A 17,994-nucleotide genomic window follows, 5' to 3' on the forward strand; every position below is an offset into this window, starting at 1 on the left:
AGATAGCTTTTTAAGTGGGGTTTTGTTTTAAGTGTAAGATTGTCAGTTTGTTATGTAGTGGATCGGTTGTTGTCATATCATTGAGGCTTGAATCTTAAAGATGATAATATGCAATTCGAAATTAGAACTTTAGACCAGTGTACCTGTAATGAGCTCTCGACCAGACAGGCTGACCAGGATAATGGCTATCGGATAATATGGGTGCAGAAGGGAGATGGTATATTCAAGATAGATCTGCAAAGTCTCATGATTAAAGAAAATGTAGTCTACTTCCTTTGCCCTGGTCAAATATGCGTGTTTGGCGCCGAAGGGAAACTAGAGGGGTATTACATCTACCTTTCGCCGGAATTTATCCATCTTTTAGATAGGCGGTCGATATCCTCTTTTTTCACTCCAAAATATAATTCATTTACGGTAAGGTCTATACAACCGGATTTAGACCTACAAAAGGACCTTGAAGATATAATGGCAAAAATGTTGAAGGAATTTAGCCTTTTTACCCCCTCTAAATTAGAGATTTTAATAGGGCTTTTTAATATTTTCATCATTTATCTTTCCAACGGGCTTGAACTGATACAGCTGAAAGAAAGGTCTGACAGAGGGAGCGAATTGGCCGGAGAGTTCTTTGATTTGCTTAACAACCACTATAGGACGAAAAAGATGGTGTCCGAATATGCCAGCATTTTATATGTTTCTCCAAACTATCTCAACCGTTCAGTGAAGAAGATTTCCGGTTTTGCAGCAAGGTACCATATCCATCAAGCGATTGTTGTGGAGGCAAAACGGCAAGCAATTTATACGGGGTCATCTATGAAGGAAATTGCCTATTTCTTAGGTTTTAAGGACTATGCCCATTTTAGCAAATTTTTCAAGAATAATTCCGGGGTGAATTTCACCAGCTTTAAAAAAGAACGGGCAACATAAAAGAATTTTAGATCAATATGGGGTATTCATACAAAATCATTGATGATTTAATGTCCCGATTTAAATCGGTCATTGGTATCGATTATGGGAAATATCGGAACCACGTTTGTCGTGTCTTCCTATATTGTGTTTTACTTGATAAAGATAAGCGTAATGAAAAAAAATATGCCATTGCAGCTGTATACCATGACATTGGAATTTGGACGGATCGGACCATCGATTATTTAAACCCATCTATTGTGCAGGCAAATAACTATCTCAGGGAAATTGGAAAAACGGAATGGATAGAGGAAATTGATTTAATGATATATTGGCACCATAAAATAACAGGATATAAAGGAGAGTATAAGGAAACTGTGGTGATTTTTTGCAAAGCAGACTGGATGGATGTGTCGTTGGGAGTCTTAACTTTTGAAGGTGATAAAAAAAAGATCGCAGAAATTAGACATGAGTTTCCGAATCTTGGTTTTCATTTGTTCCTAATAAAGGAGGTCTTAAAAAATGCGGTTAATCATCCGCTGAACCCTTTTCCTATGTTCAAGAAATAGTTGAAGTGGTTTCTCCTTTCCTGATTCGTTTCAAACGACTCTACTAGAGACTGTAAATGCATTATTTGAATTGAATTTTTTTATGCTTGGATGAAATCATTATTCGTCAAATTTCACCATAGAAGCTATTTTTTTGTCCTTTAATTTCATTTTTAAATGGATCAATTGTTGGGCGAGAAGGGCCGACCTTCGGCTGCTTCTTCAAAACCTATTCCAATGTAATCCGTCATACTGTTGGCGAAATTATTCACTCGGGCATTGGCTTACATTGCCTATAGATTGTACAGCCCCAATCATCATAATTTTTTTTGAGTTCAGTCCGCGGGGGAGCACCACAGAAAGAGGGAGTTTCAGCAATGAGATTCCCTCTTTTATTTATTCATATATCTGATATTCAGATTATTGTAATTTTTTCGAATTGGCTGATTTTTGAACTCTAAAATCTTAGTGTTTTTAGAAATTTTTAAGTGTTGTTTTGTTTAATGTGCTGATATATAGTTGTTTGATTTGTTTTTTTAATCAAAATTCTGAAAAAGGGTTCGATATCCGGAAGGGTGAAGTTAAAGGGAGTCGAACCGGTACATGGAACACTAGTGGGGTAAATGTTCAGATCCAAAAAAGTCTAAAATTAGTGAAGAAAATGCACATATTCAGACTTAATGCTCGTCTGATCTTAACATAATTCTATGAAAATAACATAGGTGTATTTATTCCAGATACTGCTTTTTATACTGAATATACATTCACGACGGTTATTCTATTTGTTTTATAGTTAGTTCTGAGCCTTGTGAATCCACTTAAATGGAATAGAAAAAAAATGTTTAGAATTGTAAATCATAAAACTCAATTAATGCTTAAACGTCTTTGCTTTTTCTTTCTGATTTCTTTATCATTATTTGCAGACGCTCAAAAGAAGCATAGTAGAGATAATAAGCCCAATGTATATATACCAATTGATCTCGATGACGCAATTCATAGTTTAGATACCATATTTTCCGATAGCTTGAAACTTCAGGCGAAATTCATAGCTGAATCTGACTTGACATCAAGATTGCATCACAATTTTGGAATGTCACTTAGGAACAGTTGGGGGTTATGGGCAGGATCTAGGCTCTCGGCTTATTTTAACACACTTGGAATACACCACCCTGACGATATGAGCGGTATAATCCTCAAAAGTTATTATCGGCATAACCGAGGCCTGGAGATTAATTTGAAAGGACAGATAAAGGAAAGCAAAGACTATTGGGAAAAATCACAACAAGAGACGTTAAGAGACAAGCAAGCAGGGCTAGCTGTATTTAAAGTTGGTGATACTGTTAGGTTTTTGTTTAGTCATGGATACGCTTCTAAAAGGCAGGAAAAGCTCGATTTTGAGGACAACTGTCAAGCTATTGGTATTGTTACCGGCATTAACAGTGTAGATTTCCTGATAAAGTTACGGTTGCTAGAGTCATGCGATAAAAAAGGCATTATTTATTATGATAATGAAGGTGCCCGTATCATAAATAATGGACGCTGGAGAAATGCGCGACATGTTGTAAAGTATATGAGGACTGGCGAAGAGCTATGGATGGATTATTCAGACTGGGAGGCTAAATAATGTATCCATCTTTGATCGGGTGATTTTTCTTTTAGCCCTTGAAAAAATCACTGTTAAGGCTACTGAACCAAGGAAAATTACAACGGTAAATACTGCGCTGATGAGTTTCAAAATATCTTTTTGAGTGAACATAGAGTTTATTTGTTGCTAATCTGGAAATGAAAATAATTGATGCCGATGGTCAGCATAGTAAAGCTAGATACCCAGAGCCAGTAACCAGGTTCCAGACTGAGAATCTCACCCATTGAACCGCTTTCAGCAGCCAGCACTTCGTTCCAGAGACTAAAGGACCAAGCAATTACTGCTGCCAGTGCAGAAAGCCAGTAGCTGCTCGGTTTAGGTTTTGGAATTGCCGTTTTGAGAATGGCTTCTGTTTTAACCACAGCACTGCTTTCAATAAGAAAGCGAATGATTGCGATAAGCGCAATTGGATTGGCTATCCAGATTAAGGTCTCAAATAGGCCACCACCAATAAAAGCTATTCCGCCCATTAAAAGCAATGAGTAGCTTTTAGGCCTCTCCACATCAATATACTGATAACTAAATCCATCCTGTGTCAGTGAAATCGCAAAAACCAATGCAGGAAATAGCACTATGGTCAGTCTTAAATATTTTTTCTGATTTGAGCTCATTAATTGTTTTCTGGATCCCAAGATACAGAATGGCCAGGAAATTCTGAAATTACACCATTAAAGCTATTTTTTTGTCCTTTTTATTTTTCCAGGTTCGCTTGTATTTTAATGCGAAATCTCTACTAGGGAGGCCTTTGGAACCAAGTCAAAATCCTTGCAATTTTCCTAATATCATCAATATTTTTTTTGAGTTCAGTCCGTGGGGGAGTACATTTGGGATTGATCCCTTAAATAATTACTTAGAATTGTTGCAAGGTTTGTTTTACAGTTTCCTTGTTGGGCTTAGAAATGGGTATTTTTTCTCCAGACATTAAAAGAAGAATACCGCCGTCTTCTTTTAACCAGCTTTTTACATATTTTGGATTTACTAAATGGCTTTGATGAGTTCTTAAAAATCCGTTGGGGCGCAGTAAATCTGCATATTCTTTAAGTGATTTAGAAACCAATATTTTTTCATTGCTCGAAAGGAAGAAGTGGGTATAAGTATTGTCTGCCTCACAACGTATAATTTCTGATAAAGTAACGTACCTTATTTCGCTTTGCATCTGTAGGGCAATTTTGCTGACGTTCGTTTCTGGCTTTTTTAGTTGTTGCAGTAAAAAATCGAGCTGCGATGTTTGTATTTGTGTTGCTAATTTATGTTCGGCCTTATTTACCGAGTTGATCAATTCTTCAATATCAATGGGTTTTAAGAGATAATCTAAGGCGGCAGATTTTACAGCTTGTATCCCATATTGATCGTAAGCGGTAACAAAAATGACTTCGAAACTGCGCGTTGGAAGCAGTTTTAGCACATCAAAACCTGTTTGCTTGCCCATTTGAATATCCAGAAACACTAAATGAGGTAAATATTTTTCAATAGCATCAACCGCCTCACTTACATTTTGTGCTGTTGCCATTATAGTTACCTGCGGACAGTGCTTTTCTAGCAAAGCCCGTAGGTTTTCTAAGTTGGAAATTTCGTCATCTATTAAAATTGCCCTCATTGTATTATAGCCAATCAGTTAATGTTAAGCTTATTTTAGTGCCCTCGGTGGTGGATTGTATAGCTAAAGTAAAGCGGTTTTCTTTATAAATACTATTTAACAGCGCTATTCTATTGTTACTTAATAGAAGACCTAAACCATTATTCTTTTTTTCTGTGTCAAATCCATTTCCATTATCGGCAACAGTTAACACCAAATCATTGGCATGCTTAATAAATGTAATCATAATTTTTCCATCGGTACCCTTTTGCGATATGCCATGCTTCACCGCATTTTCTACAAAAGGTTGTAGCAGCATACTTGATATTTCTATGTTATCTAAGCCTAAGTTTTCGGAGTGATTAATTTCGTACTTAAAGCCGAACCGTAATTGCTCCATTTGTAGGTAATCGTCTAATAAAGTTTTTTCTTGTGACAAACTAATCAGTTCTTTATCATCAAGTACGTTACGAGTTAATCGAGCAAATTTGGAAAGGTATTTATTGGCATTGTCTATCTCGTTTTTGTTCATTAAATTTTGAATGCCAGAGAGTGCATTAAACAGAAAATGAGGGTTTAATTGGGAACGAATTGAGTTAAGTTGAAGCTTCGCCATGTTTTTTTGCTGCTCTTTTTCTGCCAGCTTTTTTTTGTTTCTTTTTTTTGTGAAGTAAAGGATAACAAGAAAGGCCAATCCAATAGCAAATGCTACAATAAACGCATATATAAAAAGTTCTTTTTTGGTGTAGTTTTCTTCATCTACAGTTATAGAAAGCGTATGTCTGGTGATATATTTTTCTATATCTTTTGGGGAGATATCGCAATCCATGCATCCAGTCCATTTAATCAAAGGCTGAATAATAATTTCATAACTCCCCGATTTTTTGAAAACGTTTTTGTCGATTTTTACATAAGGTAAAAACTCATGCTCTTCAATTAAGCCACCATATTCCCAGGCAGTTGTTTCGAAAATTATTTTATTTGTTTGCTTGTCTTTTATTGAGGTGTGGTAGAGATAATCAATATCTGATCTGTCTTTTACAATGGTTAGTTCTTCGTCTTTTTTAGAGAAAGTAAGGTTTGTTCTTTCTTTTGGGTCGGTGATCCAACTGTAGTCAATGCCTTTGTCAGTTGCGAAACGCTTTGAAAAACCTTTGATCTTTGCTCTTGGAATAGGCTTGCCGTAGAAAACGGCTTTGTCAATATCAAGAGGTTTTTCGATGCTGTAGATTAATGTGGTAATCGTCTTGCCTTTTATAGGGAAAATACCAAGTGTGGTAGAGCGGAATATTTCTTCATCCCCCCTGTCGACATCCTTCAGTTGCGCTATGTTAATCGATTTGTTTACTACTATTGGTTTATTATCAGCCAAAATTGTATACCGATAGTGCTGTATATTTATATCCTTTCTAAAATAAATTTGGATACTTACATTGTTGACTTCAGGTAAATAACTAAAAGATGTGCGGGGCTGATTGGGGAACATATTTGCATAAAAGACATTTTGGGCTGAACTATCTACACACATAAGGAGTTTTCCTCCACCAGGATATGTACGAGAAAAGTTGATGCCTTTTTGTGCATTTACTGTAGATAGCGCAATAAAGAAGCTGAGAAATATAAAAATGATTTTTTTCATAATGTTAAGTTTAATTTTCATCAAACTTGTAGCAATAATAGGGAAACTAAAACCATAAAACAGGAAAGGTAGCGTTTGAAATAGTAGATGTGCTGTTTTGTGCAGTATTTGAATATAAAACTTTCCCGCCTGCTCATAAACTTTGCGATGCCAACCTTCGAGAATATTGTTGTTTCTGGTATTAATAGGTGCACCCATAAGTCAAGGGGAAAAGACAGGATCTGGTACTATCCTCTAAATTTTCGACAGGTGGAAATACCCTTTTAACAACAGGAAATAGCAGAAAAAACATTAAAACCTCCATCGAAGGGAGTTTGAAGCGCATTGCAGCTGTATACCATGACATTGGAATTTGGACGGATCGGACCATCGATTATTTAGACCCATCTATTGTGCAGGCAAATAACTATCTCAGGGAAATTGGAAAAGCAGAATGGATAGAGGAAATTGAATGGATGTGTCGTTGGGAGTCTTAACTTTTGAAGGTGATAAAAAAAAGATCGCAGAAATTGATAGCTAAAGCAATTTTAAGTTATCATTCCTGTAATTGGCTAGTAAAGGGCTTTCTGGTGGCAATTCAGTAATCAGATAACTGATGTGGTTGGGATCGCAGATTCTTATCCTTTGCGCGGTATTCAATTTCTCAGAAATACTCAGTACTGCAGTTTTTTTCGAAGATCGAATGATTGCTTTTTTCACTTGGACGATATCCCAATCCATATCCGTAAGACCTTCTTCAGAAGAAAAGGCATTTGCGCCTAAAAGACACAGATCTACTTTAATGTCCACCAACTGATTGATCACACTTGCGCCAACATGCAGGTTCGCATTTTTGTTGAGTTTGCCTCCAATAGTAATCACTTCCAGATTACTATGGTCAGACAAAGTAATTGCTACTTGCGGACTTATCGTGAAAAATGTAACCTTAAGATTTTCAGGAATCATTTTTGCCAATTCTAATATGGTTGTTCCACCTTCTGTAAGAATAACCATTTCATTTTTTATAAGCTTAAGCGTCTTTTCTGCAATCTTCTTCTTCTCATTTAAAGCATAGACTTCATTCTGTGTGTTGAAAGGCGAAACAAATGATTTGCTTGCTGCCCCTCCATGTACTTTTAAGAGCTTACCTGTTTCAGCAAGTTCTTTTAAATCGCGTCTTACCGTATCATCAGAAATGTTTAATAAGGTACTTAAATCAGCTGATAAAACCTTGTTATGAAGGTTTATTTCTCTCATTATCAGTTTGTGTCTTTCTTCTTTACGCATGCTTTTGAGTCGTTATGTAAAAATAGTAAATCTCTCAAAGTTGAGATTTTTTTGCGGTTTGATGATTTATTATGAATGACTAAATGCAGTAAATTTAGCTTGTTTCCGCATATTTCATACTATTTAATTAAATAAAGTTATAAAGATGCATTTTTTATGCGGTTTTGTGGTCTTTGCTTTTGTAGGCAGTTTTAATGCCGGTTTGCCTAGAATTCCCTGTTTCAAAGCTTTAATAGGCTGTATTTTTAGATAAATACATTTTTTTTTAAAAAAAGTTGCATGCTATTATATTGCGGTTATATTTGTATTATAAAACGCATAAAAAGCGCAAATGGGTGTTTTTGCAGTGAAGATTGGGTTTGAGAGGTTGTTTTGCTGCTTATTTGCGTTTTTTTTGTTTGCTAAACTAATCAACCAAACCATATGTATAAAATTCTACAATTTATGTTTTTGCTGTTATTTATAACAGAAGCGAAAGCCAAGGATCTTTTTATTTACTCGGATGTAGAGAAAGGGTCAGCAAAAGAGTACACGTCTGAAGTTGTTTTTTTTCAGGAGGTAGATCAGGGGGTTGTAAAAGGCAAGGTAGTGGATGAAGAGAATATTCCCATGCCTGGTGTTTCGGTAAAGATTAAGGGGACTAATATAGTTGTGGTTACTGGCGCGAATGGCGGATTTTCTTTGCAAATCAGGACTGAAAAGGATTCTATTCAGTTTTCCTTTATTGGCTACAGGTCACAGACCATTAGTGCTAATGTTAAAAAAAACATAACAATTCGACTTCTTCCTGATGGTAATAAAGATTTAGACGAGGTAGCTGTTATTGGTTATGGTACGCAAAAGAAGGTTTCAGTTACAGCTTCGCTGTCTACAATTTCAGTTAAGGAACTAGAGCGGGTTTCCACGCCTTCTTTAACCAATGCTATTGCAGGTAAGCTACCTGGAATTATTACCAGGCAGGCAAGTGGAGAGCCCGGTGGAGATGCCGCGCAAGTATATATAAGAGGCTTGTCTACTTTTGGAAGTAATGGTCCTTTGGTGCTTATTGATGGGGTTGAGCGGGATATGAATGTGATCAACGCACAGGAAATTGAAAGCTTCACCATTTTAAAGGATGCTTCTGCAACAGCAATCTATGGCGTACGTGGGGCCAATGGTGTCATACTTATAAATACTAAACGGGGTGAGCTTGGAAAACCGACCGTTACCTATAGATCCGAAGCAGCTACTTTGAAAGCGCTGCGTCTTCCTGAATATATCAACGGCGGACAATATGCATCCTTAATGAATGAAGCATTATTATATGCAAATCAGTCGCCAGTGTGGAGTGAGGAAGAAATAAAAAAATTCTATGACGGTTCTGATCCATATCTATACCCAAATTCTGACTGGACCAATGCTGTTTTAAAGCAAAATACCTGGCAGACCATTAATAATCTTAGCGTAACCGGTGGTACGGAAATCATTAAATATTATACAAACGTAGGTTTTACCCTACAGGATGGGCTGTATAAACAGGATCCTACAAATAAATTTAACACCAATGCGAATATCAAACGTTACAATTTCAGAAGCAACGTAGATCTTAATCTGTCTAAAAGTTTGACCATGCAGCTGAGCCTGGGTGGAATTATTCAGAACGGCAATTATCCGGGTTTTCGTGCGGGAGATATATTTCAGTCATTAAAAGTGATTTCACCAATTGCTTTTCCGGTAACCAATCCGGATGGAACTCCCGGTGGCGACCGGACCTATCTTGGATGGAACCCATGGGGCAGGTCAACCCAATCAGGATATTTAACCCAGGACAGAAGTACCTTGCAAGGTACATTCGGTGTCAACTGGGACATGTCTTCTTTCACCACCAAGGGATTGTCACTAAGAGGCTTGTTCTCGTATGACCGTGTAGCACAAACTGATAATGGAAGGGCTAAAGAATTTGCAGTTAAAAGGTATCTGGGAAAAGACCCAATAACGGGTGAGGATATATACAGCGCTAATTATAGAGAGGAAAAACCTCTGGCCTATTCATTTTCAAATGCGGCCGACCGGGCGATATACAATGAACTGCAATTGAATTACAACCGAAGTTTTGGACGGCATGATGTTACTTCCATGTTATTATTTAACCAGCGCGACTACGTAAGCCTTACAGCAAGCTCCTCTATCCTGAATATTCCCTACCGTAGGCAGGGATTGGCCGGACGTACTACTTATGGCTTTGACAATCGCTACTTTGCTGAAATTAATTTTGGCTACAACGGTTCTGAGAATTTTCCGGCGGGAAAAAGATATGGTTTCTTCCCTTCCTTTTCTGCAGGCTGGGTGGTGTCTAATGAACATTTCTGGAAAGTACCCGCAATTTCAACTTTAAAATTCAGGGGATCTCACGGAAGAGTAGGTAATGACCAGATCGGACAGCGGTTTTTATTTCTGAGTACCATTAAAACACAGGGTCAGTCTTACGGTTTTGGCCCCGGACAAGAAGTATTATCCGGTATGGAGGAAAATGCAATTGGCAATGAGAATGTAACCTGGGAAACGGCACAGAAAACGAACATAGGAATGGATTTAGGCTTGTTCAAGGATCAGTTGACGCTCCAGGTGGACGTGTTCAGCGAAAAACGTAAAGATATCTTATTGCAAAGAAAAACTGTTCCTTCAGTAGCCGGGTTTTTCCCATGGTCTATCCCTTTTGGCAATCTTGGTAAAGTAAATAATAAAGGGATTGATGCTTTGCTGGAAGTCAAGCATACCACTTCGGGCGGCTTGTTTTACGCCTTACGGGGCAATTTTACTTTCGCGAAAAATACAGTCATAGAAAATGACGAACCCGCCAAGCGATTCCCTTATCTGACTGGAAAGGGGTTACGCCTTGGTCAGTCCTTCGCATTTATCGCTGATGGGTTCTTTCAAAGCCAAGCTGAAATAGAAACCAGTCCGGAACATACTTTTTCTGAGGTACGTGTTGGCGATGTAAGGTATAAAGATATAAACGGGGACGGCGTGATTGATTCTTCTGATCAGATCCCCGTAGGTTTTCCTCGCTTGCCCGAAATGTCATTCGGCTTTGGCGGGACCGTATCCTTTAAAGGTTTCGATGCAAGTGTCTACTTTACCGGGGCTGCCCGTACCAGTGTTTTCTTAACAGGTTTTTCAATGTGGCCGTTTTACGAAGGTAAGGGAGTTAACAATGTGCTGACAGAATATTATGATAACAGGTGGACACCATCGAACCCAAATGCACGATACCCGGCTATAGACGTAGGTAACAATCCTAATAATTACGTCAATTCGACACTATGGATGCGGAAAGGAGATTATTTGAGGTTAAGAAATGCCGAAATCGGATATACCCTGCCAAAAAAATTGACTAACAGAATAGGTATTGATAATCTCCGGTTTTTCGTAAACGGCGTGAATCTTATTACCTGGGACTACATCAAAATCATAGATCCTGAATCTAATGACGGTACAGGCGGTTATCCTTTACAGCGCTCGCTGAACGTAGGTTTACAGATAGATTTTAAATAATACTGAACATGAAAAAATTACAATATATCATCTGCAGCATATTGATCATGCAGTTATTTCTTATTTCTGCATGCCGAAAAGATTTCCTGGATAAAAGTCCGGATGAAGACATCACCATAGAAGAAGCATTTAAACAGCGTAAGTACGCCGAGGCATTTTTGGTGGATATTTATGCAGGGCTTCCTAATGAGATCTATTTTACGGATATGGTTGATGTAAACCCTTTTATAGTCGCTTCAGATGAAATGAACATTCCATGGCCCGAGAAATTTCCTAAGCTGATGAACAAGGGGGCCTGGAACTCTTTTAATGTAGCAGGACAGATCTACAAAAATATGTACGAAGGAATTAGAAAAGCAAATATTTTTTTAGAACATATCCATATTACACCCTTGTCTGCAGAATTTACACAGACCACAAAAGACCGCTGGATTGGTGAAGCTACCTTTCTTCGTGCATTCTATCATTTTCAGTTAATGAGGATATATGGACCGGTACCAATCATGGATTATAGTGCTGGTGTTGCAGATGATTTTACGAAGATCCGCCGTAAACCCTTAGACCAGTGCGTAAAATTTGTGGTCGATGAATGTGATAAAGCAATTACCCTGTTGCCAATGAATGTGGTACAGACCCGTGATATTGGCCGGCCGACTGCAGCGGCAACACTGGCGCTTAAAGCCAGGGTACTCCTGTATAATGCCAGTCCTTTATGGAATGGAAATCCTGATTACAGGTCATTTGCAGACAATGAGGGTACTAAATTATTTCCTCAGCAGTATGATGAGAATAAATGGGATTTAGCAGCAGCAGCAGCAAAGGATTGCATAACAAAGTGTGAGTCTGCAGGGTATCATTTATTTAAGAATTACGCTGATCCTGTTAAAAACTATCAACAGTTGTTTATTGAAAATAATAATCCTGAAGTTTTATTCGCCAGAAATTCTGGTAGAGATGGCTGGATGGAAAAATGTGCATTCCCCGGAAGTTTAGGCGGATGGGACGGCTGGAATCCTACACAGGGACAGATAGATGCCTATGAAATGGATAACGGTATGGCGCCGATAACTGGTTACAGTACAGATGGATCTCCCATCATTAATGCTGCTTCCGGTTATGTGGAAACAGGTTATGCTGCAGGAAATGAGCCGACAGGCAAATGGCTGGATGGTACCCGGAATATGTACCTGCGCCGTGACCCCAGGTTTTATGCGACGATTAACTTTAACGGTGCTTATTTTGTAGACAGAAGGGTACAGTTCTGGAAGTCCGGAGCTGATGGAATGGGTGGCGATGGCCGTGATTATAATACTACGGGTTATTTGCTTAAAAAATTTATTGATCCCGGTGTAAGTCTTACAGAGCAACGGTATTCACTTAAAACCTGGATATTCTTTCGTTTGGGTGAAATGTATTTGAATTACGCCGAAGCGCTGAATGAAGCTGATGGTGCGACGAGTGATGTATATAAAGCCGTAAATGCCATTCGGGACCGTGCCGGGATGCCATTTTTACCGGTTTCATTAACCAAAGAAGAAATGCGTACGCGGATCAGGAATGAACGCCGGGTTGAGCTGGCATTTGAAACACACCGCTATTTTGATTGCCACAGATGGAAGATCGCTGAGCAAACGGACAAAGCACGTGTTTATGGAATGAATGTAGCTGCCGGAACTAGTCTTAAGGATGATGATTTTTATAAACGAACTTTGATAGAAACCAGGGTGTTTCAAACGCCGAAGCATTATTTATTTCCTATTCCTCAGGATGAAATTGACAAAAATCCAAGTATAGCACAAAATCCGGGTTGGTAACTGAATTATCACATTGAGAAAACAGATCATGAAAAAAATATTACAGATTTCATTGCTTATTTTCTGTATCCTGGCGGCAGGCTGCAGCAAAGAGGTTGATATTGATTTAAATGTTAAAGATGCCGAGACCTATTCAATGCTCTATATGCCCCAGGCGAATGTCAGCCCGGTAATCAAAAGCCTAAGCATAACACCTTCGGTATCTAAATTTAATTATAGCGCTTACATGGGTGGAAGTCTGGATAACAACAGTACCATAAATGTAAAGTTTGGGACATCTTCAGCAAGCGTTGATGATTTTAACCTGAAGAACGGTACTGATTATAAGCCAATGCCCGAGGGTAGTTATACCTTGGACAATCCCGAAGCACAGATAAATGCGGGCAGTAAAAATACAGGGGTTTTAAATCTGAGTATTAAAACCCAGGGCTTTATCCTGCCATTTCAATCCTATTTGCTTCCTGTAAGTATTACTGAAGCAAACGCCAAAATTAATCCAGCACTGCAGACCACTTATTTTTTAATAACCGGATCGTACGCCCCGGGAGAGGTTCCGCGTGAGAAAGCATATGCGCTGGGTGCTAATGCTGGTGTGATGTTCTTCGATTTTAATGGAGATATGATTGGTAAAAGTCCCAACGGTAATTTATTGCTTTATCCTGCAGGTACAAATGGAACATTCAGCAGTCCGCGGCAGATTGGTGCTGGCTGGAATATCTTTAACACCGTTTTTTACTATGGTGGTAACCGCATAATAGGAAGGTTTGCAGCTGGTGGCGGAGATGTTGCTCAATATATAATCGATAAGAATGGAAATTTTGGGGCAAGCAAGACCGTAGGATTCGGTTGGGGTATTTTTGCTAAAATCATACCATTCAAAGGCTTGTTGTTAGGAATAGATGGTGCTGGAAGCATGAATATGTATCCTTTAGATGCCGCCGGTAATTTTGATTTCGGTAGAATAAAAACTATAGGAAGTGGTTGGGGAGGATTTACTCAAATCATTCCTTACGAAAACTCTTTACTTGCAATTGACGCCACTGGCGATATGTATCAATTTCCGCTATCTGATGACGGCATATTCGGTGCAAAAAGTAAGGTTGGCAGTGGCTGGGATATGTATTCCTTAGTGTTTTCAGCCGGCAAAGATTTGCTTGCATTAGATGGTGCGGGTGACTTGTGGAGGTATAAATTCAATCCAATTGGTTTTTGGCCATTAAAAAAATAGTATGCCTACCAACGGACCTGACACTTTAATAGATTTTATGCGCAAGAGTACGCTTCTTTATTTGGTTATCCCCTTTTTCTTTATAGGATGTGGTAAATCTGGTCCTGCTGATAGGGAGAAGGAGGAAGAACCACCTCTACCCGCAAAGACCGTAGAATTCATTAACCCTGTTTTTGAACCCATATTAGCTGATCCTTCTATTGTAAAGGGAGAAGATGGATGGTTTTATGGTTATGGAACAGAGGACGATTGGGGGGATGGAAATGGCAACAGATTGGTGCCGGTTATCAGATCTCTGGACTTAATTAAATGGACTGCTATTGGCAATGCATTTACGGTAAAACCACAATGGAAATCAGAGGGAGGAATCTGGGCTCCGGATGTAGTTGTTGTAAATAAAAAATACCATATGTATTATTCCTATTCTGCCTGGGCTGATCCAAACCCTGGAATAGGTCTGGCCATAGCAAGTAGTCCTGCGGGACCATTTGTTGATAAGGGTAAACTTTTTCTCAGTAATGACATTGGAGTGCCCAATACAATCGATCCTTTTTACTTTGCGGAGAACAATAAAAAGTATCTCTTTTTTGGTAGCTACAGTTCATCGTTAAGTCAGGGGACTTATGCTATGGAATTAACTGACGATGGTTTTTCAATGAAAGATCTAACTGAAAAAGTAAAAATTGCAGCCGGGGATTTCGAAGCTGTAATGATTCATAAAAGAAAAGATTATTACTATTTCTTCGGATCTAAGGGCGGTTGTTGCAATGGTGCAGGAAGTACTTATAACGTAAGAGTTGCAAGATCAGCTAATTTGTTAGGTCCGTATCTGGATAAAGATGGGAAGAATATAACGGAAAGAGGAAATGGAACACTGCTTATCTCTGGTAGTGATAAGTATGCTGGGCCAGGGCATAACTCGAGAATCATAACAGATAAAAGTGGTGCCGATTGGCTTTTGTACCACGCGATTGATAAAACCAATCCACTCGTTCCCAGCGGGGCCAGTAGGCGCATGCTTATGCTCGATAAAATCAATTGGATTGATGATTGGCCGGTTATTGAAAATTCGGTGCCTGGCAACACCATCAGAAAAGGACCAGAATTTTAGGAAAAGAATTAACAAAAAAACACATACAAATAAAAAAATAAACACATGATACCAATTACAGAACAATCATCCTTGTACGATCAATTAGAAAATAAGTCAGTTGAAGAATTAACAAGATACATTAATCAGGAAGACACCAAAGTAGCGAAAGTTATAGAAGGAGTGCTTCCAAGCGTAAATAATCTGATTAACGCAATAGTTAGTAAATTGAAAGCCGATGGCCGGATGTTCTACATTGGCGCTGGAAGCGGTGGCCGGTTATCTGTATTAGATGTTATTGAGCTTCCTACCACTTACGGTATACCTAAAGGTATTTTCAACGCTATCCTCGCAGGAGGAATTGATCGGTTAGCTGATGCACTTGAAGAAAAAGAAGATGATGTGAATGAGGGCTGGAATGCCTTGTTAAATGTTGAAATTAATCCGAATGATATTGTAGTAGGGATCTCAGCAAGCGGAACTACCCCTTTTGTTTTGGAAGCCTTAAAAAAATGCAGGGAGTTAAATATTACAACCGGTTGTATCGTAAGTAACCCTTCAACACCTATTTCGGCACAATCAGATTACCCGGTAGAAGTGCTAACAGGACCGGAGTTTATTACTGGAAGTACAAGAATGAAGTGCGGAACTGCTCAGAAAATGCTGTTTGATATGATCTCAACCACAGTAATGACTAAGCTTGGACGAATTGAAGGAAATAATATGGTAAATGTTAAGCTTATCAATGATAAAATCTTAGATCGAGGTGTGAAAATGCTTATGCAAAAAGCAGAGATTGAAAATTACGATGAAGCAAAATCAATTCTTCTTGCACATGGAACTGTTAAAGGTGCCATGGAAGAGTTAGTGAAAAAGCATAACTAATAATTTTTTAACTTAAATCAGCAATCTTGAAATATATATTCATTTGGTTATTGTTTTGTACTGTTGCAGCTTATGCTCAAGATGCACCCGCTGATCTGGGAGTAATACCGGCACCTACCAGTGTAATTTTAAAGAAGGGTAATTTTACTATAGGAGCTAAAACTCAAATTTTGTACTCAGACAGTAAGTCAAAGAAAATCGCAATTGTTTTGAAAGATTACCTTCAGAAAAGATACGGATTAAAACTGCCTTTACTTGCTGAAACTACAAATAAGTCAACTCCGGCTATTGTTTTTACCTATCAGGATAAATTAGCGAAGGAGGCATATCGCTTGACAGCTGGTTCTACTCTTTTAAATATATCAGGAGACGAAGCCGGCTTGTTTTATGGATTGCAAACGTTAATGCAGGTGATCAAAATGGAGGGCTCAAAATTGTACTTGCCTTGTGTGGAAATCAACGATAAGCCAAGATATCCTTATCGTGGTATTATGCAGGATGTTGGTTATCATATTTACCCCGTATCTTTTATTAAAAGTCAGATAGAGATGCTGGCCAGGTATAAAATGAATGTTTATCACTGGCACCTTACAGAAGACCATGGATGGCGAATTGAAATCAAGAAATATCCAAAGCTTACTTCAGTAGGGGCGTATAGGGCAAGTACCCAGATCAGTCATTATACAGATTCTTTAAATGGTCAGGATCATCTCCCTTATGGCGGCTTTTATACTCAGGAGGAGATTAAAGACGTGGTTGATTTTGCTGCACAAAGACAAGTAACAGTAATCCCTGAAATTGAGTTGCCCGGGCACTCCCTTGCAGCATTGGCTGCATATCCTGAATTGGCTTGCGGAGATCATCCCGGACCTTTTAAAGTAGCTGAGAGCTGGGGTATATATGATGATGTCTATTGTGCAGGCAAAGAAAACACTTTTAAGTTTTTGGAGGATGTGCTTACAGAAGTGATGGCCTTGTTCCCCTCGCCATATATCCATATCGGAGGGGATGAATGCCCTAAAAAACGTTGGGAGGCCTGTAAGTATTGTCAGAAAAGGATTAAAGACGAACACCTTAAAAATGAGTTTGAGCTGCAGAGTTATTTTGTAAAAAGAATAGAAAGGTTTGTCAATTCAAAAGGAAGAAAAATTATTGGCTGGGATGAGATCCTTGAAGGGGGGCTAGCACCGAATGCGACTGTAATGGCCTGGCGCAACATCGATGAAGGCATAAAAGCCGCTCAGCAAAATCATGATGTGGTGATGTCTCCAACGTCACATGTTTATTTCGATTTCATTCAGGGAAAAAGAGAGTTGGAACCCTTAGCAATTGGTTGGGGATACAATACCTTATCAAGGGTGTATGCTTATGATCCTACTCCAAAGGTGTTAACAGATGATCAGAAAAAACATATAATAGGTGTTGAAGCAGCAATTTGGACAGAACATATGGATACGCACCGCAAGGTAGAATACATGCTTTATCCAAGATTAATGGCGCTTGCTGAGGTTGCCTGGACATTCCCTGAAAAAAAAGACTCTGTTAGTTTTTTTGAACATCGTTTGCCTAAACATCTGCTTGAATTGGATAAAACTGATAAAATTTACAGAGTACCAGGCCCAATCGGGATTACTGATACAACACTGATTGGTTCAGTATTTAAAATTTCACTGAAGGCTCCTGTTGAGGGGGCTAAGATCTATTATAATTTCGAAGGTCAGGACGCAAGAGAAACGGATTATCTCTATGAAAAGCCCATAGATATTATCCTTCGTAAAGGAGAGAAAAGACAGTTGAAAGCCATCGTTATTACGCCCTCAGGAAAACGTAGCGCAAATACAAGTACTTTATTTATCAATCCTTAAA

At 38.6% G+C, this 17,994-nt stretch carries 14 protein-coding genes; 10 read left to right on the top strand and 4 right to left on the bottom strand.

Features of this window, described 5'->3' with window-relative positions:
• Nucleotides 1–108: 108 nt before the first annotated feature.
• From FBD94_RS01180 to FBD94_RS01190, 3 genes are all read left to right on the top strand, one after another.
• On the top strand, nt 109–924 hold the full coding sequence (locus FBD94_RS01180) for a helix-turn-helix domain-containing protein (protein ID WP_136878801.1): 816 nt from the start codon (nt 109–111) through the stop codon (nt 922–924).
• A 17-nt stretch (nt 925–941) separates the two neighbouring features.
• Nucleotides 942–1,472 carry an HD domain-containing protein gene (locus FBD94_RS01185; protein ID WP_169472183.1) on the top strand — a complete coding sequence of 177 codons (531 nt, stop codon included), beginning with the start codon at nt 942–944 and terminating at the stop codon, nt 1,470–1,472.
• An 817-nt stretch (nt 1,473–2,289) separates the two neighbouring features.
• Entirely contained in the window at nt 2,290–3,075 is a 786-nt protein-coding gene (locus FBD94_RS01190) for a DUF6794 domain-containing protein (RefSeq protein WP_136878803.1), read from the top strand.
• Between the two features lie 137 nt (nt 3,076–3,212).
• On the opposite strand, the gene FBD94_RS01195 is transcribed toward FBD94_RS01190, so the two are convergent.
• From FBD94_RS01195 to FBD94_RS01205, 3 genes are all read right to left on the bottom strand, one after another.
• Entirely contained in the window at nt 3,213–3,707 is a 495-nt protein-coding gene (locus tag FBD94_RS01195; protein WP_136878804.1) for a hypothetical protein, read from the bottom strand.
• Between the two features lie 239 nt (nt 3,708–3,946).
• Nucleotides 3,947–4,693 (bottom strand): LytR/AlgR family response regulator transcription factor, encoded by a 747-nt coding sequence (locus tag FBD94_RS01200; protein ID WP_136878805.1) that lies wholly within the window; start codon nt 4,691–4,693, stop codon nt 3,947–3,949.
• 4 nt (nt 4,694–4,697) lie between these two features.
• Complete coding sequence (locus FBD94_RS01205) at nt 4,698–6,311, bottom strand: sensor histidine kinase (RefSeq protein ID WP_136878806.1); 1,614 nt, start codon at nt 6,309–6,311, stop codon at nt 4,698–4,700.
• 314 nt (nt 6,312–6,625) lie between these two features.
• Between FBD94_RS01205 and FBD94_RS26105 the strand changes: the two genes are divergently transcribed.
• Entirely contained in the window at nt 6,626–6,787 is a 162-nt protein-coding gene (locus FBD94_RS26105) for a hypothetical protein (protein WP_205945820.1), read from the top strand.
• A gap of 40 nt (nt 6,788–6,827) precedes the next feature.
• On the opposite strand, the gene FBD94_RS01215 is transcribed toward FBD94_RS26105, so the two are convergent.
• On the bottom strand, nt 6,828–7,577 hold the full coding sequence (locus FBD94_RS01215) for a DeoR/GlpR family DNA-binding transcription regulator (protein WP_136878807.1): 750 nt from the start codon (nt 7,575–7,577) through the stop codon (nt 6,828–6,830).
• 423 nt (nt 7,578–8,000) lie between these two features.
• Between FBD94_RS01215 and FBD94_RS01220 the strand changes: the two genes are divergently transcribed.
• The 6 genes from FBD94_RS01220 to FBD94_RS01245 are packed head-to-tail and all read left to right on the top strand — an operon-like array spanning nt 8,001 to nt 17,993.
• On the top strand, nt 8,001–11,111 hold the full coding sequence (locus tag FBD94_RS01220; RefSeq protein WP_235884332.1) for a SusC/RagA family TonB-linked outer membrane protein: 3,111 nt from the start codon (nt 8,001–8,003) through the stop codon (nt 11,109–11,111).
• Between the two features lie 8 nt (nt 11,112–11,119).
• Nucleotides 11,120–12,925, top strand: coding sequence for a RagB/SusD family nutrient uptake outer membrane protein (locus tag FBD94_RS01225; protein WP_136878809.1), 1,806 nt, complete (start codon nt 11,120–11,122; stop codon nt 12,923–12,925).
• 28 nt (nt 12,926–12,953) lie between these two features.
• Nucleotides 12,954–14,153, top strand: coding sequence for a BT_3987 domain-containing protein (locus tag FBD94_RS01230; protein WP_136878810.1), 1,200 nt, complete (start codon nt 12,954–12,956; stop codon nt 14,151–14,153).
• Nucleotide 14,154: 1 nt separating this feature from the next.
• Nucleotides 14,155–15,264 carry a family 43 glycosylhydrolase gene (locus tag FBD94_RS01235; RefSeq protein WP_225874626.1) on the top strand — a complete coding sequence of 370 codons (1,110 nt, stop codon included), beginning with the start codon at nt 14,155–14,157 and terminating at the stop codon, nt 15,262–15,264.
• Nucleotides 15,265–15,309: 45 nt separating this feature from the next.
• Entirely contained in the window at nt 15,310–16,128 is an 819-nt protein-coding gene (locus tag FBD94_RS01240; protein ID WP_136878811.1) for an N-acetylmuramic acid 6-phosphate etherase, read from the top strand.
• 26 nt (nt 16,129–16,154) lie between these two features.
• Nucleotides 16,155–17,993, top strand: a complete 1,839-nt coding sequence (locus FBD94_RS01245) for a beta-N-acetylhexosaminidase (protein WP_235884333.1) — start codon at nt 16,155–16,157, stop codon at nt 17,991–17,993.
• Nucleotide 17,994: the final 1 nt, after the last annotated feature.

This window comes from Pedobacter hiemivivus, from assembly GCF_005144565.1.
GTDB classification, from domain to species: Bacteria; Bacteroidota; Bacteroidia; order Sphingobacteriales; family Sphingobacteriaceae; genus Pedobacter; species Pedobacter hiemivivus.

Coding starts and splice junctions, on each gene's coding strand:
- FBD94_RS01195 (WP_136878804.1), bottom strand. CDS start 3,707: ATGAGCTCAAATCAGAAAAAATATTTAAGACTGACCATAGTGCTATTT.
- FBD94_RS01180 (WP_136878801.1), top strand. CDS start 109: ATGCAATTCGAAATTAGAACTTTAGACCAGTGTACCTGTAATGAGCTC.
- FBD94_RS01235 (WP_225874626.1), top strand. CDS start 14,155: ATGCCTACCAACGGACCTGACACTTTAATAGATTTTATGCGCAAGAGT.
- FBD94_RS01230 (WP_136878810.1), top strand. CDS start 12,954: ATGAAAAAAATATTACAGATTTCATTGCTTATTTTCTGTATCCTGGCG.
- FBD94_RS01240 (WP_136878811.1), top strand. CDS start 15,310: ATGATACCAATTACAGAACAATCATCCTTGTACGATCAATTAGAAAAT.
- FBD94_RS01200 (WP_136878805.1), bottom strand. CDS start 4,693: ATGAGGGCAATTTTAATAGATGACGAAATTTCCAACTTAGAAAACCTA.
- FBD94_RS01220 (WP_235884332.1), top strand. CDS start 8,001: ATGTATAAAATTCTACAATTTATGTTTTTGCTGTTATTTATAACAGAA.
- FBD94_RS01185 (WP_169472183.1), top strand. CDS start 942: ATGGGGTATTCATACAAAATCATTGATGATTTAATGTCCCGATTTAAA.
- FBD94_RS01190 (WP_136878803.1), top strand. CDS start 2,290: ATGTTTAGAATTGTAAATCATAAAACTCAATTAATGCTTAAACGTCTT.
- FBD94_RS01205 (WP_136878806.1), bottom strand. CDS start 6,311: ATGAAAAAAATCATTTTTATATTTCTCAGCTTCTTTATTGCGCTATCT.
- FBD94_RS01215 (WP_136878807.1), bottom strand. CDS start 7,577: ATGCGTAAAGAAGAAAGACACAAACTGATAATGAGAGAAATAAACCTT.
- FBD94_RS01225 (WP_136878809.1), top strand. CDS start 11,120: ATGAAAAAATTACAATATATCATCTGCAGCATATTGATCATGCAGTTA.